Here is a 24,416-nt window from a genome sequence, read left to right on the forward strand (position 1 = left end):
AATGAAACTAGAAGTATTAGATATCAACGGAAAAGGCTTGGGTAGAGAGGTAGAACTCTCTAGTGATGTCTTTGGTTTGGAGCTGAAAGAAAATCACGAGCACGTAGTTTACTTGGCTGTAAAGCAGTACCTTGCTCATCAGCGCCAGGGCACCCATAAGTCTAAAGAACGTGCAGAAATTGTAGGTTCTACGCGTAAGCTACACCGCCAGAAAGGCACGGGTGGAGCGCGTAAGGGTAGCATTAAGAACCCTTTGTTTAGAGGAGGAGGACGTGTATTTGGTCCCCGCCCTCGTAACTATGGCATTAAGCTAAACAAAAAAGTTGGCCGTTTGGCTCGTAAGGCTGCTTTGAGCAACAAGGCTCAAGATAACCGCATTGTGGTTGTTGAGGACTTGAAGTTTGATGCGGCTAAGACCAAGAACTACATCAAGTTTTTGGAGGCTTTGAATATTGCGAACAAGAAGAGTTTGTTGCTTGTAAATGCTCCTGTAGCACCTGCAGCACCTAAAGCTCCTCGTTTGCAGAAGGGCCGTGGACGTAAAGCGGCACAGCAGAAAGAGTTCAATCAGGCTTATGTAGCGGATTTGAAAGCTTATGAAGCAACTGTAGCGGAATATGAAAAAACGCTAGAGGAGCAGGATAAGGTTTATGATGAGGTATACACAAATGTGGCCTTATCTGCCCGCAACCTCTCTCAGGCTGATGTAATCAATGCTCGTGACTTGAATGTTTATGAGACAATGAATGCAGACTGCTTGGTAATTACGGAGAGTGCATTGGCTGCTATTACAGCTCTTTTGACTAAATAATATTATAAAGCTTGCTAAAAAACGGCTAAAATGGCAAAGAAAGCAATCATCATTAAGCCGCTTCTTTCTGAGAAGAGCACTGAGTTGGCTGACAACCCAATTTCTACGAAGTACACTTTTGTGGTGGCAATGGACGCCAACAAAATTGAGATCAAGAAAGCGGTTGAGGAGCAGTTTAGTGTAACTGTAGACGACGTAAACACTTCTATTCGCCCAGGTAAGCGTAAATCACGCGTAGTAAAAGGACGTATGGTAAGTGGACGTACTAGCCCTTATAAGAAGGCAGTAGTAACTGTTGCCGAGGGAGAGTTCATTGAAGGTTTCTACGGTATTGACACGGAAGAGGAGTTGGAAGAAGTAGATGGAAACGAAACTGAGGCTGCAGAAGCCTAGCGTTTAAGAGAAACAGATATTTTATTTTCTGCGTAAAGCAGGCGGCAAAGCCGCCGCAGGCCTAGTTGCCTGTAGCGGTGCCGGCTTTGCCGGCAGCCCGAAAGGGCCGAGCAGGCTTGCGAGCCGTGGAAGGGAACGGCCTGAGCGAAGCGAGGGCAGGCCCCAAAAAAGATAGAATAGTCTGTAAATTATATTATTCACCTATAGTTTGCGAAACTGATAAATTCGTAGTTTAACATGCCAGTTAAGAAGTATAATCCGATTACGCCTGGTACTAGAACTCGGCTTGGGAACACTTTTGCGGAAGTGACCACAGACAAGCCAGAGAAGAGCCTGATTCGTAAGAGCTCGAAGTCTGGGGGTAGAAATGGACAAGGGCGCATGACTGTTCGTCACCGAGGTGGTGGGCACAAGCGTCGTTATCGTGTAATTGACTTTAAGCGTAACAAGGATGGGATTCCTGCTACTGTAAAGAGCATTGAGTATGATCCCAACCGTACAGCTTTTATTGCTTTGTTGGTATACGCTGATGGAGAGAAGCGCTATATTTTGGCGCCTCACAAATTGAAGGTAGGAGATGTTCTTTTGTCGGGAGTAGAGATTGCTCCTAACTTGGGGAACAGTTTGCCTTTGAGCAAGATTCCTTTGGGAACAACTATTCATGCTATTGAGACTCGTCCTGGTAAGGGAGCCACTTTTGTAAGAAGTGCAGGTACTTCTGCTACTTTGGCTGGTCGTGATGGCAAGTATGCGATCATTAAGATGCCTTCTGGTGAGACGCGCTTGGTTTTGTCTGAGTGTAGAGCCACAGTGGGTACAGTTTCTAACCCTGACCATGGATTACAGGTATTGGGTAAGGCTGGTCGCAAGCGTTGGTTGGGTCGTCGTCCTCGGGTACGTGGTGTAGCCATGAACCCTGTAGATCACCCCATGGGTGGTGGTGAGGGCCGTGCTTCTGGGGGTCATCCTCGTTCTCGTGGCAACATTATGGCCAAGGGACAGAAGACGCGCAAGAGCAAGAAGTACTCAGATAAGTTTATCATCACGCGTAGAAAAACAGGTAAAAATAAGAAATAGATATGGCACGTTCACTGAAAAAAGGACCATACGTTTACCACAAGTTGATCAAAAAATTGATCAAGGCGAAGAGTTCAAAGAAGAAAGGGGTGATCAAGACATGGTCACGTTCTTCTATGATTATTCCTCAGATGGTAGGCGAGACTATCGCTGTGCATAATGGCCGTACATTTGTACCGGTTTATGTAACAGAGAACATGGTAGGTCATAAGTTGGGAGAGTTTGCTCCTACACGTACTTATCGCGGGCACTCTGGAAACAGAAAGAAATAGCCCAGGATCTAATTTTAATAAAATAAAAGCAGCATAAAGTCATGCAATATAATAATGAGACGGTACAGGCGACGGCGAAGTTGAAAGGCTGCCGGATGTCTGCGCGCAAGATGCGTTTGTCTGCGGATATTGTCCGTGGTCTACCTGTATCAAAGGCTTTGGGTATTGTAAAATTTACCCGTAAGGAAGGTGCTCGTCATTTGGAGAAGATGCTATTATCTGCAGTAGCGAACTGGTCTGTATTGACTGGTGAGGAGGCAGATGAGTATGGCTTGGTCGTGAAGGCTATTTGGGTAGACCAAGGGCCTCAGCTCAAGCGTTTTTTGCCTGCGCCACATGGTCGTGCGCACCGTATTCGTAAACATTCTTGTCACGTAAGTTTGGTGGTAGAGAATACCGTAGCTCTTCCTACTGATTTTGTAGTAGAGGAAGAAGTGGCAGAAGAAATTGAAGCATCAAACGATTAAAATCTTAAGTCAAAACTTATGGGACAGAAAACTAATCCAATAGGTAACCGTCTAGGGATTGTACGCGGCTGGGATTCTAACTGGTTTGGCGGCAAGGACTATGCGGAGAAAGTAGTAGAGGATGAGAAGATCCGTGCCTATCTACGTGTTCGCGTAGAGAAGGGTGGTATTGCACGTATTGTGATTGAGCGTACGCTCAAGCGCGTAACTGTAACTATTCATACATCACGCCCTGGTATTATTATCGGTAAGGGTGGTCAAGAGGTTGATCGCATTCGTGAGGAGTTGAAGAAGTTGACAGCCAAAGAAGTGCAGATCAACATTTTTGAAATTCGCAAGCCTGAGTTGAACGCACAGATTGTTGGCGAGACTATCGCTAAGCAGTTGGAAGCGCGTATCAATTACCGTAAGGCAACAAAAATGTCTATTCAATCAACTATGCGTGCAGGTGCCGAGGGCATCAAAGTGCGTTTGTCTGGTCGTTTGAATGGTTCAGATATGTCTCGTTCTGAGGAGTATAAAGAGGGGCGTTCTCCTTTGCATACTTTCCGTGCAGACATTGACTACGCTATTGTTGAGGCACAGACTGTATATGGTAAGATTGGGGTAAAAGTATGGATTTGTCGTGGAGAGATTTATGACAAAGTAGACTTGTTCCCTAGTCAGCAGAGCCGTAGCGGACGTGGCGGACGTGGTGGTCGTGGTGGACGCGACAACAACCGTCGTGGTGGTCGTGACAACAACCGTCGTGGTGGTCGTGATAACCGTCGTGGCAGAAAGTCTTAAAAAACCTCCTGTAAATAAGGAGTTTTGCAAGAAAAAACTTATTTTTGCAGCCACTTTTGGCCTTCCTTATGATTATAGGGGAGGCCAAATAGGGTTAATTTTATTTGAACGTAGCACAATACATTAATAATGTTACAACCGAGAAGAACCAAATACCGCAAGCAGCAGAAGGGCCGTATCAAAGGTATTGCCCATCGCGGTTCTAAAATTTCTTTCGGGACATTCGGCATTAAAACCTTGGAAGAGGGTTGGATTACCAACCGTCAGATTGAGGCGGCTCGTATTGCGATGACTCGCTATATGAAACGTGAAGGAAAGGTATGGATCCGAATTTTCCCCGATAAGCCTATCACTAAGAAGCCCAACGAAGTACGTATGGGTAAGGGAAAGGGAGCTTTGTCTCACTATGTTGCTGTAATTAAGCCAGGTCGTGTTCTATTTGAAATTGATGGAGTTAAGCGATCTATTGCTGAAGAGGCTTTGCGCCTAGCGGCTCAAAAGTTGCCCGTCAAGATGAAGTTTGTCGTGCGCAACGATTATGTAGAACAATAACAGATTTATAGGTAATGGACAAGATTAAGGCAACGTCTATGACAGACGAGCAGCTGAAAGAAACTCTTGAGCAAGCAGAGACTGCTTTGCATGAGATGGTTTATCAGCACAATGTTTCTGCTTTGGCCCGTCCTAGCGATCTTAAGCTGGCTCGTAAGAACATTGCGAGAATCAAGACGGAGCTTCGTGCTCGTGAATTGAAGCAGCTAGAAGAAGCTGGCGACCTCAAGCGAGATCGCATCCGGGCTCGTAGAAAGAAGAAATAGGAATAGAAAAATTTTAAATCTAATCTAATGGCAACAGAATCAACACGCAATCTGCGCAAGCAACGTGTAGGTATCGTGACCAGCAACAAGATGGATAAAACCATCACTGTTTCTGTTGAGCGCCGGGTGAAGCACCCCATCTATGGTAAGTTTGTAAAAACGACCAATAAGTTTAGCGCTCATGATGAGAAGAACGACTGCAATACAGGCGATGTCGTTCGCATTATGGAAACTCGACCCTTGAGCAAAAAGAAGCGCTGGAGACTAGTTGAGATTATTGAACGTGCGAAATAATTATATTTTATCATGATACAAGCAGAAAGTAGACTGCGAGTAGCTGATAACACGGGAGCCAAAGAAGTACTTTGTATTAAGGTACTTGGTGGCTCTAAACGTCGTTATGCCTCTATCGGTGACATCATTGTAGTTACGGTAAAGGATGCAGCTCCTGGCGGTCAGGTAAAAAAAGGCGTTGTTTCTAAGGCGGTAATCGTACGCACGAAAAAAGAAATTCGTCGCCAAGACGGTTCTTATATTCGCTTTGATGACAATGCAGTTGTTCTCCTCAATGCCTCGGAAGAGCCAAGAGGAACTCGTATTTTTGGCCCAGTAGCCCGTGAGTTGCGTGAGCGCGACTTTATGAAAATTGTTTCACTTGCTCCTGAAGTACTATAATCATGGCAAACAAAAAGCAAACTAAGGTGAAGCTACACGTTAAAGTGGGAGACACCGTAAAAGTGATCTCTGGAGACGAAAAAGGCAATACTGGTAAAGTAGTCAAAACCTTTCCTCTAGAGCAACGTGCAATTGTAGAAGGACTCAATAAGGTGAAAAAACATATCCGCGCTACTAATGAACGCGCAGGTGGTATCATCGAAAAAGAAGCCTCTCTTCACGTTTCTAACCTTATGCTCGTAGACGCTGAAGGCGTAGCTAGCAAGGTAAAAATGGAAATTCAAGACGGCAAAAAAGTCCGCATTTCTAAGAATACAAATCAAGTTATTTAATAATGAGCTATCAACCTAGATTAAAGCAGAAATACCAAGAAGAGGTGGTTGCTAAGCTGAAAGAAAAGTTTCAGTACAAAAGCATCATGCAAGTACCCCAGTTGGAAAAAATCTGCGTAAGCCAAGGTGTAGGAATGGCTACCTCTGACAAGAAGTTGGTTGATAATGCTGTCGGGGAGCTAACTCTTATCACTGGTCAGCGTGCCGTGAAAACTAGAGCGAAGAAGTCTATCTCAAACTTCAAACTCCGTGAAGGTATGCCTATCGGAGCTCGCGTAACTCTACGTGGCACCAATATGTATGAATTCCTCGATCGCCTAATCAATGTTGCTCTCCCTCGTGTACGTGACTTCCGCGGTATCAGCAACAAAAGCTTTGATGGTAGAGGTAATTACACCCTAGGTGTAACAGAACAAATTATCTTCCCTGAGATCAACTTGGATAAAATTCCTCGTATCACAGGTATGGATATCACTTTTGTCACTTCGGCTCCAACAGATGAGGAATCTCTAGAATTACTCACTCTTCTTGGACTACCCTTTAAAACTAAAAGCTAATTATGGCCCGTAAATCCGTAATCGCAAGAGAAAAGAAAAGACAGCGCCTAGTGCAAAAATATGCTGCTCGCCGCGAACAACTCAAAAAAGAAGGTCGTTGGGATGAACTAGATAAGTTGCCCAAAAACTCTTCTAAAGTCCGCCTGCACAACCGTTGCCAACTTACCGGACGCCCCAAAGGCTATATGCGCCAATTTGGCCTCTGCCGTGTGAAGTTCCGCGAAATGGCCCTAGCCGGCAAAATTCCTGGTATAACCAAGGCTAGCTGGTAACTTTTACTCTCTACGCTTTCGAACTAGAATTCAAAATTTATTCATCAGCTAAAAGATCTCTCTTCACTGAGATAATTTTAGCGATAACATTGCAATCATGGCAGTAACAGATCCTGTTGCGGACTACCTAACTCGAATCCGCAATGCCCAGATGGCTAAACATCGCATCGTCGAAATTCCAGCCTCTAATCTGAAAAAAAGAATTACCGAAATTCTTTATGATCAGGGCTATATCCTCCGTTACAAGTTTGAAGAAACTTCTAACAAACAAGGAGTTATCAAAATCGCTCTCAAATACGATGCTTCTTCTAAGCAACCCGTTATTCGTAAAATGAAACGCATTAGCCGCCCAGGCCTCCGTCACTATGTGAAGGCCGATGAGCTACCCCGCGTAATTAACGGCCTAGGCTTGGCAATCATCTCTACCTCTAAAGGGGTAATCACAGACAAAAAAGCTCGTGAAGAGAATGTAGGTGGTGAAGTACTCTTCTATATCCACTAAGCCCTTTTCTCAGATTTAATAAGATTTAAAAAATAATAGCATGTCTCGTATAGGAAAACTGCCTATTGAAATTCCAGCGGGCGTAGAAGTTAATATCAAAGGTAATCTCGTAGAGGTTAAAGGCGCTAAAGGCCAACTCTCTCAAGAAATTGCCTCTTCTGGTATCTCTGCCAAACTTGAAGATGGTAAGGTACTGGTATCTCGCGCTACTGAGCAAAAACGTCATAAAGCTATGCATGGCCTCTACCGCCAGCTGATCGCTAACATGATTGAAGGAGTTTCTAAAGGTTATAAAGTAGAACTAGAATTGCATGGTGTGGGTTACCGCGCTAGCAACAAAGGCCAACGCCTAGAATTGGCCCTAGGTTATTCTCACCCCGTTATGTTCTACATCCCAGAAGAAGTAAGCGTAACTACAGAAACCAAAAAAGGTACGCCCCCCTTGGTGACTCTAGAGTCTTTCGATAAACAACTTATCGGCCAAGTAGCTGCCAAAATCCGTAGCTTCCGCAAACCCGAACCCTATAAAGGTAAAGGTGTACGCTTCAAAGGAGAACAAATCCGTAGAAAAGCCGGTAAAACCGCTGCCAAATAATAGCAGCCTCCTTCATCTAATTTTTTCATTTTTTGCGAACAGTTTTATAGCTCTCTATTATGGCTTCAAAACAAATGACTCGTCGTCAGCGCATTCACAGAAGAATCCGCAAAAAGCTTAAAGGTACTGCCGAGCGCCCACGCATGACAGTATACCGAAGCAACTCTCATATATCTGTCCAGCTAATCAATGATATCGCTGGCACAACATTGGTCTCCGCTAGCTCTAAAGAAGACGGAATTGATGGCCAAAATGTCAATAAATCTGAAAAAGCTCGCCTAGTTGGTGGCCTGATTGCCAAAAAAGCAATCGAAAAAGGTATCAACACGGTTGTCTTCGATCGTGGTGGCTACCTCTACCATGGCCGCATCAAAGCCCTCGCAGAAGGCGCTCGCGGTGCCCAAAAAGAAGATGGCAGCAATGAGCTCCTTCAATTCTAAATCATCTAGCGAAAACCAATATTAACCATGGCAAAGAAATCTAATCGCGTAAAGCCAGTAGATACTGAATTCCAAGATAAATTGGTCTCCCTCAACCGTGTCTCTAAAGTGACCAAAGGAGGCCGTACCTTCAGCTTCGCCGCTATCGTTGTAGTTGGAGACGGAAAAGGACAAGTAGGCCACGGCCTCGGTAAAGCCCGCGAAGTCTCCGCAGCTATCACTAAAGCCGCAGATGAAGCTAAAAAGAATCTCGTTAAAGTGCCCGTACTAAACGGAACTATCCCGCACGAACAACACGGTAAGTTTGGCGCAGGTAAAGTACTTATTCTCCCCGCAGCCGACGGTACAGGGGTGATCGCTGGCGGTGCTATGCGCGCCGTACTAGAAGTAGCCGGCGTCCATAACGTACTCGCCAAGTCTCTCGGTTCTTCCAACCCGCATAACGTAATTAAAGCAACTATCGACGCTTTGCAAAAATTACGTACGCCAGTTCAGGTAGCTAGAACTAGAGGAGTCAAACTCGAAAAAGTTTTTAACGGATAGTCCTTAACCTCTCTGATATCATGAAAAAAGTACGTATCACGCAAATTAAAAGTGTTATCGATCGTCCAAAAGACCAAAAGGCAACTATGGTAGCCCTCGGTCTGCGCAAAATCAATCAGTCTGCTGAGCAAGTTGTTAGCCCTCAGGTAGCCGGAATGATCAATAAAGTTAAACACTTGCTAAAAGTAGAAGAGCTCTAACATTTAGCTCCTCCTTTTCTCATCAGTAAAACATTTCACATAATGAAACTGAGTAACCTCAAACCCGCTAACGGTGCCGTAAAGAATCGTAAACGCATCGGCCGCGGGACTAGCTCAGGCCGTGGTGGAACTTCTACTCGCGGTCATAAAGGTGCCAAATCTCGCTCTGGATTCAAAAGCAAAAGAGGCCATGAAGGTGGCCAAATGCCTATCCAAATGCGCCTGCCTAAACGCGGATTCAAAAATACTGCCCGCCGCTATCAATCTTACCAACCCGATAGCTTCACCGTAGTAAATTTGAACGACCTCCAAGATGCAGCCAACAAAATGAATACGACTACTGTCGATATCAATACTCTAGTCGCTGCCGGCCTCATCAAAAAGAATGAACAGTTTAAGGTCCTCGCTCAAGGCGAACTAACTGCCGCTCTTCAAGTTTCTGCCTTCCGCTTCTCTAAAGCTGCCAAAACAGCTATCGAAGAAAAAGGAGGAAGCTGCATGCTTATCGTTAAAGCTAACCAAATCCAAGGTGTCGTAGAAGCTGCTAAGCTCTCTGCCGTAGGCGCCAAAGAATTGGCCGAGCACTTTAAGCACCTTAATGAAGACGATAAGTTGCACGTTATCGCTGAAGGTAGCCTCAAAACTAAATTTGACCTCCAAGCTACTAAGGTAGACGATGAAGTCAAAACTCAAATCGAAGCCTTAGGCGCAGCAGTCTCTCTGCTCGGCTAAAATCGGTACAAGCCTAAAAGGAGAAATTCTACTTTCTCCTTCTTTTTTGTACCCCAAGTGTCTAATGCTTTAGCTCCCCTTTCTTAAGGTTTTTTGGGGCCTGCCGCTTTCAGCGGCCGCTCCCTTGCACAGCTCGCAAGCCTGCTCGGCCCTCAGCGCTTTCAGCGCCTCGGTCTGTGGCTCCGCCACACTGCTTCAGGCAGCTAGGCCAATGCATACCGCTCCGCAAAAACAAAAAACCCGAAAACTGGGAGAAATACTTACTAAAATAGCCGCATTAGCCCAAAGCTTTGCTGCCCAGGATAAAAACCCCAGCCTATTGCCTATAATAGGCTAGGGGTTACTAGGGCCTTTAATACCCCTTTTGTCCTTTTTCGCAGATATAAAGCCTCACTAAGCGCTATTTATTTCCTTCCCTAAAATAATTCTCTTAATTTAGGGGCCGCAAAAGTCAATCTAGACACCTCTTTTAGACTATAACAGAGCTGATCCATGAAATCCTTTATAGAAAAAATGAAAGAGATCTGGGCTATCCCAGAACTCAAGAACAGAATCTTGCTTACCCTAGGTTTGCTTGCAGTCTACCGCTTCGGTAGCTTCGTCATTCTTCCCGGTATCGATACCGCCGAAATTCAAAAACAACTCAGTAGCGGAGGAGATGATGCTCCCGGCCTGCTAGACCTACTCAACACCTTCTCAGGTGGGGCCTTCTTTAACGCTGCCGTTTTTGCTCTCGGTATTATGCCCTATATCTCGGCATCAATTATCGTCCAATTACTCGGATTCGCAATTCCTTACTTTCAGAAATTGCAAAAAGATGGAGAAGCCGGCCAACGCCGACTCAACCAAATTACTCGCTATATCACTATAGCAATTACCCTAGTGCAAGGCTCTGCCTACCTCAACTATATGCATGCCTCTTTCCCAGAAGCTATCTCTAGTGATGTAGGTCTCCCCATTTTCTGGTTCTCTAACATTATTATCCTGACCGCAGGTACCGTATTCTGTATGTGGCTAGGAGAACGCATTACCGATAAAGGTATCGGAAATGGTATCTCTCTACTCATTACCGCAGGTATTATCGCTACCCTCCCTCAGGCTTTTGTCGGAGAAATGAACCTCAAGTTTAGCGCAATGGCCGGCGGCCCGGTAATCTTTATCGTAGAACTCGCCCTCTTCGCTCTTGTCGTTCTAGCTTCAGTCGCTCTGGTTCAAGCTGTTCGTAAAATCCAAATTAAGTTTGCTAAACATATGGTGGGCCGTGCCGATGGCGCTAGCCGCGTCGCCGCTATGGGTGGCCAGTCTGGCCTCGACCATATTCCAATCAAACTTAATGCAGCAGGAGTAATGCCTATCATCTTTGCCCAAGCCCTCATGTTTGTTCCAACTGCCATCGCTGGCTTCCTCGGAGCTTCTACAGGCGCAGATACTATCTGGGGCCAATTGGCAGACTTTACCTCTGTTCCTTATAATGTACTCTTCTTCTTTTTGGTCGTTATCTTTACCTATGTCTACACCGCACTGATCGTTAACCCTCAGCAGCATGCAGACCAACTGAAACGCCAAAATGCTTTTATCCCCAACGTGAAGTCTGGGGCCGATACAGTAGAGCATATTGATAAGGTCGCCTCTCGTGTTACCCTTCCCGGATCTATCGCCCTCGGTGCTATCGCTATTTTACCCGGTATCGCAGCTGGCGTACTCCAAATTGACCTCGGATTCGCTATCTTCTTCGGAGGTACTTCACTACTCATTATGGTAGCCGTAGTCCTCGATACCCTACAGCAAATCGAAGGTCACCTAGCCATGAACTCTTATGGCGGATTTATCCAAGGCGGACGCCTCAGAGGCCGAAGAGAAAACACAGCCGTAGATGCTACATCTACTACTGAAAATCCTGCTGGTTAAAACAACAGCCTGAATAAACAGTCTAATTATTAGGTATTTACCAAGAATTTAAAGATATTTGCAGTCCGAAAAAACAGTCTAATGGGAAAAAAGAATCTTATTCGTCAAGACGGCGAAATTACTGAAGCGCTTTCTAATGCGATGTTCCGCGTAAAGCTAGAAAACGAACACGTAATTATTGCTACCATCTCAGGAAAGATGAGAATGAATTACATCCGAATCCTACCTGGCGATAAAGTAGCCGTCGAAATGTCTCCCTATGACCTTAGCCGCGGACGTATTATCTATCGCTACAAGTAGTAAAAGTAACCTTAATCATGAAAGTTAAGCCTTCTATCAAGAAAAGATCGGCCGACTGCAAAATCGTCCGCCGTAAAGGAAAAGTTTACATTATTAACAAAAAGAACCCTAAGTTCAAGCAACGTCAGGGATAATTTAAAACATATATTATGGCTCGTATAGCAGGTGTTGATCTACCCAAGAATAAAAGAGGTGTTATCGGCCTAACCTATATTTATGGTATCGGATCTACTCGCGCGAAGCATATCCTTGCTGAGGCGCAGATTGACGAAAGTACCAAAGTAAAGGATTGGTCAGACGATAATATTAAAGCAATCCGCAACATCCTTTCTGATGAGTTCCTAGTAGAAGGACAACTCCGCTCAGAAGTACAGATGAACATCAAACGCCTTATGGATATCGCTTGTGTTCGCGGACTCCGCCACCGTCGTGGTCTTCCCGTTCGTGGACAACGTACCCAGACTAACGCTCGTACTCGCAAAGGAAGACGTAAAACCGTTGCGAACAAGAAGAAAGTGGGTAAATAATTCTAATTTTTTGTCAAGCTTAATATCTCAAGGCAGTTATGGCTAAATCATCTAAGAAAGTCAAAAAGAAAAGTGTAAAAGTAGAAGCACAAGGCCGTGCTTATATCCAAGCTACTTTCAACAATATTATTATCAGTATTACCAATAAAGCAGGTCAAGTTATCTCTTGGTCTTCTGCTGGTAAGCAGGGTTTCCGCGGTTCTAAAAAGAATACGCCTTATGCAGCGCAGGTTTGTGCTTCAGAAGCAGCTCGCGAAGCTTATGACCTAGGTCTACGTAGCGTCACCGTTTACGTGAAAGGACCCGGCTCTGGCCGTGAAGCCGCTATTCGTGCCATCGATGGTGCAGGTGTTCGTGTAACTACTATCCAAGACACAACTCCTCTCCCCCATAATGGCTGTCGCCCACCCAAAAAGCGCCGCGTATAATGCCTCCTGGCATTGGCTTTTATTCAAAAAACAACCGTTAAATCTTAGGAAACAATGGCAAGATATAGAGGACCAAAAACAAAAAAGTCTAGAGCTTTTGGTGAATCTATCTACGGATATGATAAATATTTCGAGCGTAAGAAATACCCCCCCGGCCAACATGGCCTAGCTAAACGCCGTAAGCAAAAATCTGACTACGGTAAACAGCTTATGGAAAAACAAAAGGTCAAATATGCTTATGGTGTGCTCGAACGCCAGTTCCGCCGCATGTTTGAAGCCGCTAGCCGCAAATCTGGCGTTACCGGCGAAATCCTTCTCCAAATGCTAGAAGCCCGCCTCGATAATGTAGTCTACCGCCTAGGTATCGCTCCTACTCGTCGCGCCGCTCGCCAACTCGTTACTCACGGCCATATCGCCGTCAACGGTGTTGTTACTAACGTACCCTCTTACTCTGTTCGCCCAGGCGAAATCGTAGCCGTACGTGGTAAATCTCAAGGCCTAGTTACTATCCAAGAGTCTGTTGCTGCCAATAGCAAAGAAGCTCAAAAATATAGCTGGCTAGAATTTAACGCCGAGAAACTAGAAGGTTCTTTTGTCGCTTATCCCAACCGCGACGAAATCCCAGAGCCTATCAACGAACAACTTATCGTTGAACTCTACTCTAAATAATCTGTATCTTAAGCAGATCTCTAGCTTAGGACAACCCCCAAGGGTTCGTCCTAAGCTTTCTTTGTTGCCTTCCTACACTCTCATAAGGCTCCTAGTCTGATTATTTTATCTAATCGCCACATCTCTATTTTATTTATGAGCTTGCTGAACTTCCAAAAACCTGATAAAATTCTTCTCCAAAAGGCCGACGACTTCGAGGGCTCTTTCGAGTTTAAACCGCTAGAACCCGGCTTTGGCCAAACTATCGGTAACTCTCTACGCAGAATTTTACTCTCTTCTCTCGAAGGTTTTGCCGTTTCTGCCGTCAGAATTAAAGGGGCCGAACACGAATTCTCTACTATCGAAGGCGTGGTCGAAGATGTTGTCGATATCGTGCTCAATCTAAAACAACTTCGCCTGAAGTACCTTCTAGATGATCCCGATATTACCTCTGAGAAAATTTACCTCAGTGTGTCTGGAAAAAATCAACTTCTCGCCTCCGATATCAACGAACATACTAACGTCTTCCAAGTTACTAACCCCGATTTGGTGATCTGTAACCTCGATGACGAAATTACTTTCGAAATGGAACTTACCGTAACGAAGGGCCGTGGATATGTTCCCGCTGAGGAAAATATGCCCAAAGATGCCCCTATCGGTTATATTCCAATCGACGCAATTTATACACCGATCAAAAATGTTCATTACTCTGTATCCGCTAGCCGCGTAGGCCAGCATACCGATTATGAAAAACTGAACATCGATATCAAAACTGATGGCGCTATCCACCCAGAACAAGCCATCAAAGAAGCCGCAAAAATCCTTATCCAACACCTGATGCTCATCACCGATGAGAATATCAAGTTCCCCGATGAAACCGATAAGGAAGACAATATCGTCGATGAGCACATCTTGCATATGCGCAAGTTGCTCAAAACTTCTTTGGAAGACCTCGACCTCTCTGTCCGCGCCTATAACTGCCTCAAGGCCGCCAAAATTAATACTTTGGCCGACCTCGTGCAGTATGAAACTCACGAACTACTCAAGTTCCGCAACTTTGGTAAAAAATCTCTAGTCGAAATCGAAGAGCTGCTCCAAGACAAAAGCCTTACTTTTGGTATGGACCTCAGCAAATACAAACTCGACGAAGAGTAAATTATAATCTTTCACTTTTGTAGTAACCGAGCCCACTGCGCTTAGTGCTACGATGTTAAAATTACCATCATGAGACACGGTAAAAAGTTTAACCACCTTAGCCGCAAAGCCGGCCACCGTAAGGCCCTCTTCCGTAATATGGCTATCGCCCTTATTACACACAAACGCATCAAAACTACTTTGCCCAAGGCCAAAGCCCTTCGCAAGTTTATTGAGCCTATCCTTACTCGCGCCAAAGATAATACCACGCACTCTCGTCGGGTTATCTTTAGCTACCTCCAAAATAAAGATGCGGTTAATGAGCTCTTTAATGAAGTAGGCCCCAAAATCGCTGAGCGTCCCGGTGGATACGTACGTATCCTCAAAGTGGGTTTCCGCCCCAGCGATGCCGCCGATGTAGCTATCATTGAGCTAGTGGATTATAACGAAACCGCTGAAGCTACTCCAGAAGCTGACAAAAAACGTACTCGCCGTCGCCGCAAAAAGAAAAGCAGCGAAACTACCGAGGCCGTAGCTACTGAAGAAACTACAGAAGAAGCCACCGAAGAGGCGGCCGACAATGAAGAAGAAAAGACTGAAGAATAGGTCTAGCCCTTCTCATATCTCATACAAAACCCTTTTTCCTTTTGGAGAAAGGGTTTTATTTTTTTTGGGGCTGCCCCGCCCTGCGGGCGGGTCGGGCTGTGCGGGGGCTCGCTGCTCGCTCGGCCCATCGCGGGCTGCGCCCGCTCGGTCTGGCCTTCGGCCCCCCCCTTCCATCCCTCAGCCTGCGGCGGCTTTGCCGCCTGCTAGAGGCAGAACATCAAATGGCCGAAGCCATTGGCCAAAAGCTAGCCCCAAAAGAGGAGCGGCCTAGCGATGTGTAGGGGGGCGGCGAAGCCGCAGACCTAGCCAGCTTGCTGGCGCAGGGCCGAGCAGACCTGCGAGCCCCGAAACGTAGCGCCGCAAGCGTAGCGCAGCGGAGGCCCCAAATTACTCATCAACCTATAAATCTAAAAAAATGCGTTTAGTCATTCAACGAGTAAAAAATGCCGAAGTAAAGGTAGATGGCAAAACAGTAGGCCAAATTGAGCAGGGGCTTTTTGTGCTGCTCGGTATTCATCAAGAAGATAGTAGCAAAGATGTTGATTGGCTCATCCAAAAGCTAATTAAAATCCGTATATTCAATGACGAGCAAGGCAAAATGAATTATTCTGTTCGAGATGTTCAAGGGCAGCTCCTTGTTGTGAGTCAATTTACGCTTTATGCGGCCTGTAAAAAAGGCAATCGGCCCTCCTATACTCGAGCAGCTAGGCCAGAACAAGCCATTCCGCTCTATGAAGAATTTATAGCCAAAGCAGAGGCGGAATTGGGCCAAAAAGTAGCGACTGGGCAGTTTGGCGCCGACATGCAAATTGAACTAAACAATGATGGGCCTGTTACCATCATTTTGGATAGCATCACCCCCGAGATTTTTTAACCTCCCCTCCCAAAACTTAATTTTATGAGAAAATCTTTCCTTTTTTTCCTTTTTGGCCTAGGCCTACTTTATGCGGGCCTGCAAAGTAGTAGTGGCGGACGAGCCGCGGGCGGAAATGACAACAGTGGTTCGCCCTTATCTAGCTCCACTTGTTCGGCCTGTCATGGGGCGGCCTCCTCGAATACGGTCGTGAGCGTAAGCTTATTGGACCAGAGTGGCAATGTAGTGACCGAGTATATTCCGGGCGAGCATTACTCTATTTTTGTCAATGTGAATAACCCCAACTATAGCCAATATGGGGCGCAGGCTGTTATTTTAGATGGGGCCAACAATCAGGCGGGGACATTGGACAGTGTCATTACGTCAAATACACAGATTTCAACTGTTAATAACAGAAGTTATTGGGAGCATCAGGGGCGCTCGAGTACAGGCAACTTTACGGCTGCTTGGACTGCCCCCGCGGCAGGTACAGGAACGGTAACTGTCTATGCGATGGGCAATGCGGTAGATAGCAGCGGCAGTACATCTGGGGATGCGCCTTCTAGTCCGATTAGCATTAGTTTTACGGAAGTAGTGAGCAGTGGTTTAGTCAGTTTGCCTAGCGAAGGGCTAAGGGTTTGGCCAAATCCTAGTCCGAATGGGCAGTATTTTTTCCGTCAAACTACCGATGCGCCATTGCAGTCGCTACGGATATTCAACAGCCAAGGGCAGCTTATCCGAGAAGAGCAGCTTCAAGGTTTCGAGGGGCAGATTTCTTTAGAAAATGAGGCCAAAGGGCTTTATTATTTAGAACTGCAAACGGAGAAAGGGCGTTGGCAGAAAAAATTGGTCCGTTAAAAGAAGTCTAATTAACTAAAATGAAAGCAGTCCTCTAGTCTTTGAGCTAGGGGACTGCTTTTTTTGGGCCAAAAGAAGAACAAACAGCGCTTTGAAAACTGCCTAAAAATGTGTTTTTTAGGGGTCTTAAAGCAAAAAATATGATGCATCAGAGAATGCGAAACAATGCCAAAACGCTTAGCCGAGAGCTCAATTGGTTAAAGTCGGTATTGAAACTTCGCTATAAAATATCTATAGAAAGCCAGCGGCCCAACCAGGACATCTATGAAATCTTGCCGCCAGACATTAGCCAAGACAATTCGGTTTATGGGCAGTGCATACGGCATTTTGCCATGAGTTCTGATGAGCGTTTAGTCTTGATTTTAAGTCTTTGTCCGCATATTCGGCCCGAGATATTGGATCTCTTTTTTACTAAAAACAAGAGTTACGAGCGCATTTACACTCAATTTGGGGGCTTAGTGGGCAAGCGCCACAGCGGATTTCTTCCCACAGGAGAAACGGCGGCCTTTATCATTGCGGGAAACAATGTGGCCAAGCGCATAGAAGTGCTAGAGTTATTTCGGCCTGCCCACTATTTTTCTAAATTGGGTATTCTCAAGCTGGACCTACAAAAGGGCCAATACCGAGAGCCCGTATTGAGTAACCCTTTAGAGATTTCTGAGGAATACTTGATGCGGCTTACGAGTGGGCAGCCCTACAAACCTGATTTTAGTACAACTTTTCCGGCCAAATTGCTCAGCACTCGTTTAGATTGGGCCGATTTGGTCCTAGACCCCCATGTTTTGGCCGAAGTTTCTGAAATTACGGCTTGGCTAGAGCATGAAGATAAAATCATGAACGATTGGGGCCTTAAAAAGCTGCTCAAAAGAGGCTATCGCGCCCTTTTCTATGGCCCTCCAGGTACGGGTAAAACCCTAACTGCTTGCTTATTGGGCAAAAGTATGGGCCTAGATGTCTATAGAGTAGACCTCTCTCAGGTGGTCTCTAAGTACATTGGAGAAACCGAAAAAAACATGGCCAATATCTTTGATCAGGCCGAAAATAAAAACTGGATCCTCTTCTTTGATGAGGCCGATGCTTTATTTGGCAAACGGACCAATGCCTCTGATTCTAAAGATCGACATGCCAACCAAGAAGTGGCTTATCTGCTCCAAAGAGTAGAAGACTACTCTGGCGTGATTATATTGGCCACCAACCTCAAGGCCAATATGGATATTGCCTTTAGCCGCCGCTTTCAATCCATGATCTATTTCCCCACGCCCAACTACGAACAACGCCTCCGCCTTTGGCGCAATAGCTTTGAAGGCCTACAGCTAGAAGATGATGTAGACTTTCACCAATTGGCCAACGATCATAAAATTGCTGGGGGTAGCATCATTAACATCCTGCGCTATTGCTCGCTCTCGGCCCTAAGTAGAGGCCAAGATAAAATAGCCATGGAGGATATAGAAGAAGGCTTGCGCAAAGAACTACGCAAAGAAGGGAAAACACTCTAAATATTAAATTAAAAGCCTTGGAATACAAGCCTTATATAATAAATTACTAATTTTAAGTTCTGTGCTACACCTACCTAACACTATTGAACCAATCACACTGCTAAGCAAAAAAGAAACAGCCCTATGAGCAGTTCCTCAAAAGGATTACAGGAGTTCGCACGCTCTATTATCCGCACCAATCTATTTAATTTTAGCATTCTCGGAGCTATTGTCATCAATGGACTCCTCATTGGTATCCAAACCTATGAATGGGCTCCAGAATGGTTGCATTATGTGCAGCTCTTTATCCTCTTTGTCTTTTTTGGAGAAATCTGGCTGCGCTGGGTGGGCAGAACAAGCACAAAGCAGTTCCTCTCCGATGGCTGGAACTATTTCGATATTATCATCTTGGTCCTAGGCGTCGTCCCCGAAGTCGCCGATATTATTATGGCTAGCGAAAAAAGTGGCCAGAATAGTGTCTGGGCTACCCTGCGGGTGCTCCGAGTCGTGCAACTGACCCGCTCTATCCGAGCCGTAGAAGAAATGCAGGTGCTGGTGGCCGTTTTGGTCCGCTCCGTGCGCTCACTTTCCTATATCGCAGTCCTCTTTTTCTTGATTATGTATATCTACGCTATTATCGGCGTTTCGCTCTTCAAGAATCCAGATTATGCCGAATCAGACCATCTAGCGCTGACCATCAGCAACCCAGACCCCTACAAGGATATGGGAGAGGCCTTTTTTACACTGTTTAGAATCCTAACCGGAGAAGACTGGACCGACCTGCGCTACAATATGCTCGATAATGAGTATACTACAGCCAATGGCCGATCTGTGGTCGCCCCCGATGTGCCCAATTGGGTCAAAACACTCTATCATGTCTCCTGGATGATTATCGCCGCTTACCTCCTGATGAACTTGGTTGTCGGTGCTATCGTCAATAATTTCCAAATGGTCCTCGATGCCAAAAAAGAAAAAGAAGAGGGCGGAAATGGCGGAAATGGCGGAGACAAACCCAAACGAACCCGAATCAGTAAAAGACCCAAGGTCTAAATAAGGCCATCTTTTCAAAAAAATCTTATCTTTAAGATATACAAAAGCCCAGACGCTATAGGTGTTGGGCTTTTTTTTGGGGCCTCCCGCCTTCGGCGGGCGCTACGTTCCGCAGCTCGCAAGCCTGCTCGGCCCTGCGGCGGCTGCGCCGCCTAGGTCTGGCCCTTCGGGCCACTGCTGCACATCGCTAGGCCGTTTGGCCTTCGGCCATAGGGCCAAATACCACACTTTTGCCTAAATTACACTAGCCGCTAACTTTCTTTGAATACCCAATTTTATATGATGCTCATGAAAAGCTTTTATCGCCTTCTCCTGCTCTTTGCTTTCAGTTCTATGGCTCTCCAAATGACCCAAGCTCAAGGTAGCCTCATCCGAAAACTCCCCATCTACCTCAATACTGCCGCCGATACCATGGCCTTTTGGGAACACCGAAATTATGCCTACCAAGATGCTATTACTTATTATAGCATAGAAACCGCTATGGAGGTTAAGGACCGAGTGCACCGCCTAGATCTTAGCAATGACTCTTTGGTTAGCCTAGGCGATAGTATCCGAGAGTTTCGCCATCTCTTCTTTCTCAACCTAGAAAATAACTACCTCAAAGAATTACCCGATGGCCTCTTTGATTTACCCTACCTAGAAGAACTCCGCCTCTCTAATAATCAACTCCAATATCTGCCCGAAAAAATTAAGGGCCTGCGCAACCTGCGCCGCCTATATATAGATGGCAACGAACTCCGTATGCTACCCAATAACTTGGCAGAAATTAGAAAACTGGCCTTCATCGCCGCAGAAAATAATCAACTGCAGTCTATTCCAGAAACCCTAGGCAAACTCAAACGCCTGCGTAGCCTACTGCTAGATAAAAACCAATTGCAGTACCTGCCAGAAACCCTTAGCGGCGCCTCGGCCCTAGAGGTCCTTGCCGTAGATGATAACCGCCTCAAAAAATTACCCGAGGCCCTCGTCTATCTCAAAAAACTAACCTTCCTCTTTGCCGCTCATAACCAACTGCAAGAACTACCGCCCCAAATTGGTAGCAGCCGCAACCTCCTTAAACTCTGTGTAGAACATAATCAACTCCAAAGACTCCCCGAAAGTATCGGCCAACTCCAAAAGCTAGAGCTGCTCCGCCTAGAGCATAATCAGCTGAAACAATTGCCCAAAAATTTTGGCCAACTCAAAGCCCTGCGCAAACTCTACCTCGATTCTAATCAATTGACTGTTTTACCCATAAACTTTGGCGAGCTAACGGCCCTAGAAAATCTATACCTCAACGATAATCAATTAACTAGCCTGCCCTCAGGGATCGGAAACTGTAAAGAACTCCGAGAACTCTTCCTAAATAATAATGCAATGACTAGCCTGCCCGATAGTATGGGCAGCCTCTACCAACTGGAAGAACTCTATATGAATGATAACCAAATTGCTAATCTACCCAGCAGCTTTGGCGGCCTGAAAAATCTTAAACTCCTCTACCTAACCAATAATAAAATTAACCGCCTAAGCAAAGATTTAGATTGTAGCGGCTGGAAACGTCTCTCCGCTATCTATCTAGAAAATAATGCCTTCCAAAAATTACCCAAGGCCCTAGAAACCGCCCCCCAACTCCAAACACTCTACCTAGATGGCAACCTGATTAGTGAAGTCAATGACTCGACGATTATTAAAATGCCCAAAATTGAACATATTAGCCTAAATGATAACCAACTCTCCGAATTACCCGACAATATGGGCAGCTGGCCCATCCGACACCTGGCCCTAGAACGAAACGGCATCATGGACCTGCCTGAAAGTATTCGCTACTTTAAGAATTTAGAACTCTTGGACCTAGCAGGAAATAAAATTACCCAAAAACGCCTCAAGAAAATTCAAGAGAATATCGCCTCGGAGTTTGTTATGGCTAAACAACCTATCCTAACCGGCCTAAGAGAACAAATTAAACCCACTAAAGAAGAGGAAAAAGCACTCCGCCTCCGCAAAAAAGAAAAACGCCTAGAAGCTAAACGCAAAGCCAAAGAAGAAGAACGAAAACGAAAAGAAGCCCAAAGAGAATGGGAACGAAATAGAGGAAGACGCTAAATAAAAAAGAGGCCGCCAGTGATCTGGCGGCCTCTTGCTGTTTTAGACCCGAATAGGCTATTGTAAAGAATTGTTTATTCTTCTTCTGCCGCTTGTACCTCTAAAAGCAACTCCAAAATAGAAATGGCCGCCTGAGCAATCTGAGTGCCAGGGCCAAATACACCCACTACTCCAGCTTCATAGAGCGTCTCATAGTCTTGGGCCGGAATAACACCACCCGCAACAACCATAATATCCGGACGACCCAAAGCTGCTAAGGCCGCAATGCTTTCTGGCACCAAGGTTTTATGCCCACCAGCCAAAGAGGAAAGGCCCAAAATATGAACATCATTTTCCGCCGCCTGACGAGCAGCCTCTTCTGGAGTCTGAAATAATGGCCCCATATCCACATCAAAACCTAAATCAGCAAAACCAGTTGCAATGACTTTTGCCCCACGATCATGACCATCTTGGCCCAATTTGGCTATCATAATACGAGGACGGCGCCCCTCTACTTTGGCATATTGGTTGGCCAAGGCCTGCGCCCGCTCAAAATATTCATTTCCAGACGCTTCCTGTGCATAAACTCCCGAAATGGTGCGGTTGGTGGCCTGATATCGCCCAAAAATATTTTCCATAGCCGCCGAGATCTCCCCCAAACTAGCCCGCAAACGAGCCGCTTCTACCGCCAAGGCCAAAAGGTTGCCTTCTCCGCTTTCTGCCGCTGCCGTGATTTTAACCAAAGCCGCTTGTACCGCCGCCTCATCTCTACTGGCTTTCATGGCTTCCAAACGCTTGAGCTGTGCCTCTCTTACCGCCTTGTTGTCTACTTCCAAAATGTCTAAAGGGTCTTCTTTTTCCAAACGGAATAAGTTTACTCCCACCAATTGCTCACGCCCGCTATCAATTCTAGCTTGCTTGCGAGCCGCAGCTTCTTCAATGCGCATTTTGGGCAAACCCGTTTCTATGGCCTTGGCCATACCCCCCAATTCTCGCACTTCCTGAATGTGTGCCCAAGCTTTGTTGATCAATTCTTGAGTCAAATATTCTACATAATAAGAACCCGCCCAAGGATCTATGGCATCGGTTACTTTGGTCTCTTCCTGTATGTAAATCTGCGTCTCCCGAGCAATTTTTGCCGAGAAGTCCGTCGGCAAAGCAATGGCCTCATCAAAGGAGTTGCTGTGCAAAGATTGTGTGCCTCCCAAAACTGCTGCCATGGCCTCAATACAGGTCCGAGCCACATTGTTATAAGGGTCTTGCTCGGTCAAACTCCAACCCGAGGTCTGACAATGCGTTCTGAGCATCAGTGATTTAGGGTTCTTTGGCTCAAATTGCTTAACCAATTTGGCCCAAAGCATCCGACCCGCACGCATTTTCGCAATTTCCATAAAATGATTCATCCCAATGCCCCAAAAGAAGGACAAACGAGGCGCAAAATCATCTATTTTTAAACCCGCCTTAATCCCCGTCTCAATATATTCCAATCCATCAGCTAGGGTGTAGGCCAATTCCAAATCTGCCGGAGCGCCCGCCTCATGCATATGATAACCACTAATCGAAATAGAGTTGAATTTGGGCATTTTGCTAGAGGTGTAGGCAAAAATATCCGCAATGAGACGCATAGAAGCCGCCGGCGGATAAATATAGGTGTTGCGCACCATGAACTCTTTCAAAATATCATTCTGAATGGTCCCACTCAGTTTTTCCTGCGCCACGCCCTGCTCTTCTGCCGCCACAATGAAAAAGGCCATAATGGGAATCACCGCCCCATTCATGGTCATCGAAACCGACATCTGATCCAAGGGAATCTGATCAAATAGGATCTTCATATCTTCCACGCTATCAATGGCTACACCCGCCTTGCCCACATCGCCAGTTACTCTGGGGTGGTCCGAATCATAGCCGCGGTGGGTGGCCAAATCAAAGGCTACAGAAAGGCCCTTTTGCCCCGCCGCCAAGTTGCGGCGATAAAAAGCATTGGATTCCTCCGCTGTCGAAAATCCCGCATATTGCCGAATGGTCCAAGGCCGCAAAGGATACATGCCCGCATAAGGCCCTCCAATAAAAGGCGCCTTGCCCGCCCCAAATTTATGATGCTCGTTCTCCGCAATGTCTTCTTCCGAAAAACGAGTTTTTAAAGGGATTTGCTCGGCATTTTCCCAAGTCGATGAAGCCGCTTTTTCTTGCTTGTAGTAGGGCGTTTGCGCACAAATGTCTACGTCTAAATAGTTCATAGCTATTATTTTTTAAGGGCGGTAATCTGCTTAATTGTTTGTTGGCCTTTTTTTCTGCTGCTGTTTTGGGGCCTCCCGCCTTCGGCGGGCGCTACGTTTCGCAGCTCGCTATTCGCTCGGCCCTGCAGCGCTAAAGCGCTTTGGTCTGGCCCTTTGGGCCACTGCTGCACATCGCTAGGCCGTTTGGCCTTCGGCCATAGCTGCCAAAGGCAGCTGTTTTTTGGCTAGTTAGTCAGCAAATTAAGGATTTTAGGCCAAAAAATTAAGCTGGCCAAGCCTAAAGTGGCTAAGGCAAAAATCAATACCGCCGCCGCAGCCATATCTTTGGCTTTTTTGGCCAAAGGATGAAAATCTGGCTGAACCAGATCGACTACATATTCTAAAGCGGAGTTGAGGGCCTCTAGGGCCAATACGCCCCCAATGGCCAAAATAATAAGGCCCCATTCCCAAGGCGATAGCGCAAAGTAATAGGCGGCCAGCAAAACCGTAATGGCCGCAATAAGATGCAAAATAGCATGGGGGTGCCGGCCCGAAAAAAAATCAAAAAGGCCCGCAAAGGCATAGCCAAAGCTGGCCCAACGGGCTTTTATATAGTTTTTCATGCTTTTGGTCGCTAAGATAGGGGAGAACAGCTTTTTTTATGGACCAAAAAGAAACAAAAAGCTTTGTTTAGGGCTTAAACTGCTGGTCCAAAACCAAATATATAGGTCCTACAGGCCCGAAGGGCCGCATGGCTGAGGGATGGACAAGGGGGGCCGAAGGCCAGACCGAGCTTTTTGAGCAAAGCGAAAAAAGCGAAGGGCCGAGCAGACCTGCGAGCCCTGAAACAGCCCGACCCGCCCGCAGGGCGGGGCAGCCC

Annotated in this window: 34 protein-coding genes and 1 pseudogene; 33 read left to right on the forward strand and 2 right to left on the reverse strand. The window is 46.1% G+C overall.

The features are described from left to right. Position 1: 1 nt before the first annotated feature. The 33 genes and pseudogenes from rplD (SAPGRDRAFT_RS23810) to SAPGRDRAFT_RS09660 form a co-directional block, all read left to right on the forward strand. Positions 2 to 481, forward strand: a pseudogene (gene rplD / locus SAPGRDRAFT_RS23810) (50S ribosomal protein L4); the annotation flags it as partial. 105 nt (positions 482 to 586) lie between these two features. Beyond that, positions 587 to 811 (forward strand): 50S ribosomal protein L4, encoded by a 225-nt coding sequence (gene rplD / locus SAPGRDRAFT_RS23815; protein WP_367613656.1) that lies wholly within the window; start codon positions 587 to 589, stop codon positions 809 to 811. 30 nt (positions 812 to 841) lie between these two features. Then, positions 842 to 1,204 carry a 50S ribosomal protein L23 gene (gene rplW / locus SAPGRDRAFT_RS09505; RefSeq protein ID WP_002659012.1) on the forward strand — a complete coding sequence of 121 codons (363 nt, stop codon included), beginning with the start codon at positions 842 to 844 and terminating at the stop codon, positions 1,202 to 1,204. Positions 1,205 to 1,441: 237 nt separating this feature from the next. Continuing rightward, positions 1,442 to 2,281 (forward strand): 50S ribosomal protein L2, encoded by an 840-nt coding sequence (rplB, locus tag SAPGRDRAFT_RS09510; RefSeq protein ID WP_002659014.1) that lies wholly within the window; start codon positions 1,442 to 1,444, stop codon positions 2,279 to 2,281. Positions 2,282 to 2,283: 2 nt separating this feature from the next. Next, positions 2,284 to 2,553, forward strand: a complete 270-nt coding sequence (rpsS, locus tag SAPGRDRAFT_RS09515) for a 30S ribosomal protein S19 (RefSeq protein WP_002659016.1) — start codon at positions 2,284 to 2,286, stop codon at positions 2,551 to 2,553. A 41-nt stretch (positions 2,554 to 2,594) separates the two neighbouring features. Then, on the forward strand, positions 2,595 to 3,020 hold the full coding sequence (gene rplV / locus SAPGRDRAFT_RS09520; RefSeq protein WP_002659018.1) for a 50S ribosomal protein L22: 426 nt from the start codon (positions 2,595 to 2,597) through the stop codon (positions 3,018 to 3,020). An 18-nt stretch (positions 3,021 to 3,038) separates the two neighbouring features. Beyond that, a complete protein-coding gene (gene rpsC / locus SAPGRDRAFT_RS09525) occupies positions 3,039 to 3,806 on the forward strand; it encodes a 30S ribosomal protein S3 (protein WP_002659019.1) in 768 nt (255 codons plus the stop codon). A gap of 129 nt (positions 3,807 to 3,935) precedes the next feature. Continuing rightward, complete coding sequence (gene rplP / locus SAPGRDRAFT_RS09530) at positions 3,936 to 4,358, forward strand: 50S ribosomal protein L16 (protein ID WP_002659020.1); 423 nt, start codon at positions 3,936 to 3,938, stop codon at positions 4,356 to 4,358. 14 nt (positions 4,359 to 4,372) lie between these two features. Next, positions 4,373 to 4,624: a 50S ribosomal protein L29 gene (gene rpmC / locus SAPGRDRAFT_RS09535; RefSeq protein WP_002659021.1), complete on the forward strand. Its 252-nt coding sequence runs from the start codon at positions 4,373 to 4,375 to the stop codon at positions 4,622 to 4,624. Positions 4,625 to 4,651: 27 nt separating this feature from the next. Continuing rightward, positions 4,652 to 4,918 (forward strand): 30S ribosomal protein S17, encoded by a 267-nt coding sequence (gene rpsQ / locus SAPGRDRAFT_RS09540; RefSeq protein ID WP_002659022.1) that lies wholly within the window; start codon positions 4,652 to 4,654, stop codon positions 4,916 to 4,918. 12 nt (positions 4,919 to 4,930) lie between these two features. After that, positions 4,931 to 5,299: a 50S ribosomal protein L14 gene (gene rplN / locus SAPGRDRAFT_RS09545; RefSeq protein WP_002659023.1), complete on the forward strand. Its 369-nt coding sequence runs from the start codon at positions 4,931 to 4,933 to the stop codon at positions 5,297 to 5,299. Positions 5,300 to 5,301: 2 nt separating this feature from the next. Beyond that, on the forward strand, positions 5,302 to 5,631 hold the full coding sequence (rplX, locus tag SAPGRDRAFT_RS09550; RefSeq protein ID WP_002659024.1) for a 50S ribosomal protein L24: 330 nt from the start codon (positions 5,302 to 5,304) through the stop codon (positions 5,629 to 5,631). A gap of 2 nt (positions 5,632 to 5,633) precedes the next feature. Next, a complete protein-coding gene (rplE, locus tag SAPGRDRAFT_RS09555) occupies positions 5,634 to 6,188 on the forward strand; it encodes a 50S ribosomal protein L5 (RefSeq protein ID WP_002659025.1) in 555 nt (184 codons plus the stop codon). A 2-nt stretch (positions 6,189 to 6,190) separates the two neighbouring features. Continuing rightward, positions 6,191 to 6,460, forward strand: a complete 270-nt coding sequence (gene rpsN, locus SAPGRDRAFT_RS09560) for a 30S ribosomal protein S14 (RefSeq protein WP_002659026.1) — start codon at positions 6,191 to 6,193, stop codon at positions 6,458 to 6,460. Positions 6,461 to 6,557: 97 nt separating this feature from the next. Beyond that, a complete protein-coding gene (rpsH, locus tag SAPGRDRAFT_RS09565) occupies positions 6,558 to 6,962 on the forward strand; it encodes a 30S ribosomal protein S8 (RefSeq protein WP_002659027.1) in 405 nt (134 codons plus the stop codon). A gap of 40 nt (positions 6,963 to 7,002) precedes the next feature. Continuing rightward, positions 7,003 to 7,557, forward strand: a complete 555-nt coding sequence (gene rplF / locus SAPGRDRAFT_RS09570) for a 50S ribosomal protein L6 (protein ID WP_002659028.1) — start codon at positions 7,003 to 7,005, stop codon at positions 7,555 to 7,557. Between the two features lie 59 nt (positions 7,558 to 7,616). Then, on the forward strand, positions 7,617 to 7,997 hold the full coding sequence (rplR, locus tag SAPGRDRAFT_RS09575; protein WP_051018621.1) for a 50S ribosomal protein L18: 381 nt from the start codon (positions 7,617 to 7,619) through the stop codon (positions 7,995 to 7,997). Between the two features lie 27 nt (positions 7,998 to 8,024). Next, positions 8,025 to 8,540, forward strand: coding sequence for a 30S ribosomal protein S5 (rpsE, locus tag SAPGRDRAFT_RS09580; protein WP_002659030.1), 516 nt, complete (start codon positions 8,025 to 8,027; stop codon positions 8,538 to 8,540). Positions 8,541 to 8,560: 20 nt separating this feature from the next. After that, positions 8,561 to 8,740: a 50S ribosomal protein L30 gene (gene rpmD, locus SAPGRDRAFT_RS09585; protein WP_002659032.1), complete on the forward strand. Its 180-nt coding sequence runs from the start codon at positions 8,561 to 8,563 to the stop codon at positions 8,738 to 8,740. Between the two features lie 42 nt (positions 8,741 to 8,782). After that, a complete protein-coding gene (gene rplO, locus SAPGRDRAFT_RS09590) occupies positions 8,783 to 9,472 on the forward strand; it encodes a 50S ribosomal protein L15 (RefSeq protein WP_002659034.1) in 690 nt (229 codons plus the stop codon). 492 nt (positions 9,473 to 9,964) lie between these two features. Further along, on the forward strand, positions 9,965 to 11,380 hold the full coding sequence (secY, locus tag SAPGRDRAFT_RS09595) for a preprotein translocase subunit SecY (protein WP_002659036.1): 1,416 nt from the start codon (positions 9,965 to 9,967) through the stop codon (positions 11,378 to 11,380). Positions 11,381 to 11,461: 81 nt separating this feature from the next. After that, complete coding sequence (infA, locus tag SAPGRDRAFT_RS09600) at positions 11,462 to 11,680, forward strand: translation initiation factor IF-1 (RefSeq protein ID WP_002659038.1); 219 nt, start codon at positions 11,462 to 11,464, stop codon at positions 11,678 to 11,680. Between the two features lie 17 nt (positions 11,681 to 11,697). Further along, positions 11,698 to 11,814 carry a type B 50S ribosomal protein L36 gene (gene ykgO / locus SAPGRDRAFT_RS09605; RefSeq protein WP_002659039.1) on the forward strand — a complete coding sequence of 39 codons (117 nt, stop codon included), beginning with the start codon at positions 11,698 to 11,700 and terminating at the stop codon, positions 11,812 to 11,814. Positions 11,815 to 11,829: 15 nt separating this feature from the next. Next, the gene (gene rpsM / locus SAPGRDRAFT_RS09610) at positions 11,830 to 12,207 is read left to right on the forward strand and encodes a 30S ribosomal protein S13 (protein WP_002659041.1); all 378 of its coding nucleotides are present in this window, start codon (positions 11,830 to 11,832) and stop codon (positions 12,205 to 12,207) included. Positions 12,208 to 12,245: 38 nt separating this feature from the next. Continuing rightward, the gene (gene rpsK, locus SAPGRDRAFT_RS09615) at positions 12,246 to 12,635 is read left to right on the forward strand and encodes a 30S ribosomal protein S11 (protein ID WP_002659043.1); all 390 of its coding nucleotides are present in this window, start codon (positions 12,246 to 12,248) and stop codon (positions 12,633 to 12,635) included. A gap of 54 nt (positions 12,636 to 12,689) precedes the next feature. After that, positions 12,690 to 13,304, forward strand: a complete 615-nt coding sequence (gene rpsD / locus SAPGRDRAFT_RS09620) for a 30S ribosomal protein S4 (RefSeq protein WP_002659044.1) — start codon at positions 12,690 to 12,692, stop codon at positions 13,302 to 13,304. Positions 13,305 to 13,439: 135 nt separating this feature from the next. Next, positions 13,440 to 14,438: a DNA-directed RNA polymerase subunit alpha gene (locus tag SAPGRDRAFT_RS09625; RefSeq protein WP_002659046.1), complete on the forward strand. Its 999-nt coding sequence runs from the start codon at positions 13,440 to 13,442 to the stop codon at positions 14,436 to 14,438. 69 nt (positions 14,439 to 14,507) lie between these two features. Further along, positions 14,508 to 15,023, forward strand: coding sequence for a 50S ribosomal protein L17 (gene rplQ, locus SAPGRDRAFT_RS09630; protein WP_002659048.1), 516 nt, complete (start codon positions 14,508 to 14,510; stop codon positions 15,021 to 15,023). Between the two features lie 415 nt (positions 15,024 to 15,438). Then, the gene (dtd, locus tag SAPGRDRAFT_RS09640) at positions 15,439 to 15,897 is read left to right on the forward strand and encodes a D-aminoacyl-tRNA deacylase (protein WP_002659052.1); all 459 of its coding nucleotides are present in this window, start codon (positions 15,439 to 15,441) and stop codon (positions 15,895 to 15,897) included. A gap of 24 nt (positions 15,898 to 15,921) precedes the next feature. Next, on the forward strand, positions 15,922 to 16,734 hold the full coding sequence (locus tag SAPGRDRAFT_RS09645; RefSeq protein WP_002659054.1) for a choice-of-anchor V domain-containing protein: 813 nt from the start codon (positions 15,922 to 15,924) through the stop codon (positions 16,732 to 16,734). Positions 16,735 to 16,874: 140 nt separating this feature from the next. Then, the gene (locus SAPGRDRAFT_RS09650) at positions 16,875 to 18,230 is read left to right on the forward strand and encodes an ATP-binding protein (RefSeq protein ID WP_037350059.1); all 1,356 of its coding nucleotides are present in this window, start codon (positions 16,875 to 16,877) and stop codon (positions 18,228 to 18,230) included. 123 nt (positions 18,231 to 18,353) lie between these two features. Further along, a complete protein-coding gene (locus SAPGRDRAFT_RS09655; RefSeq protein ID WP_002659058.1) occupies positions 18,354 to 19,259 on the forward strand; it encodes an ion transporter in 906 nt (301 codons plus the stop codon). Between the two features lie 279 nt (positions 19,260 to 19,538). Beyond that, positions 19,539 to 21,341 carry a leucine-rich repeat domain-containing protein gene (locus SAPGRDRAFT_RS09660; RefSeq protein WP_002659060.1) on the forward strand — a complete coding sequence of 601 codons (1,803 nt, stop codon included), beginning with the start codon at positions 19,539 to 19,541 and terminating at the stop codon, positions 21,339 to 21,341. A gap of 74 nt (positions 21,342 to 21,415) precedes the next feature. Here the strand turns inward: SAPGRDRAFT_RS09660 and scpA are convergent, their stop codons facing one another. Next, positions 21,416 to 23,557, reverse strand: a complete 2,142-nt coding sequence (gene scpA / locus SAPGRDRAFT_RS09665; RefSeq protein WP_002659061.1) for a methylmalonyl-CoA mutase — start codon at positions 23,555 to 23,557, stop codon at positions 21,416 to 21,418. A gap of 224 nt (positions 23,558 to 23,781) precedes the next feature. Then, the gene (locus SAPGRDRAFT_RS09670) at positions 23,782 to 24,159 is read right to left on the reverse strand and encodes a diacylglycerol kinase family protein (protein ID WP_002659063.1); all 378 of its coding nucleotides are present in this window, start codon (positions 24,157 to 24,159) and stop codon (positions 23,782 to 23,784) included. Positions 24,160 to 24,416: the final 257 nt, after the last annotated feature.

The organism is Saprospira grandis DSM 2844 (genome assembly GCF_000275825.1).
In the GTDB taxonomy this organism is placed as follows: domain Bacteria; phylum Bacteroidota; class Bacteroidia; order Chitinophagales; family Saprospiraceae; genus Saprospira; species Saprospira grandis_A.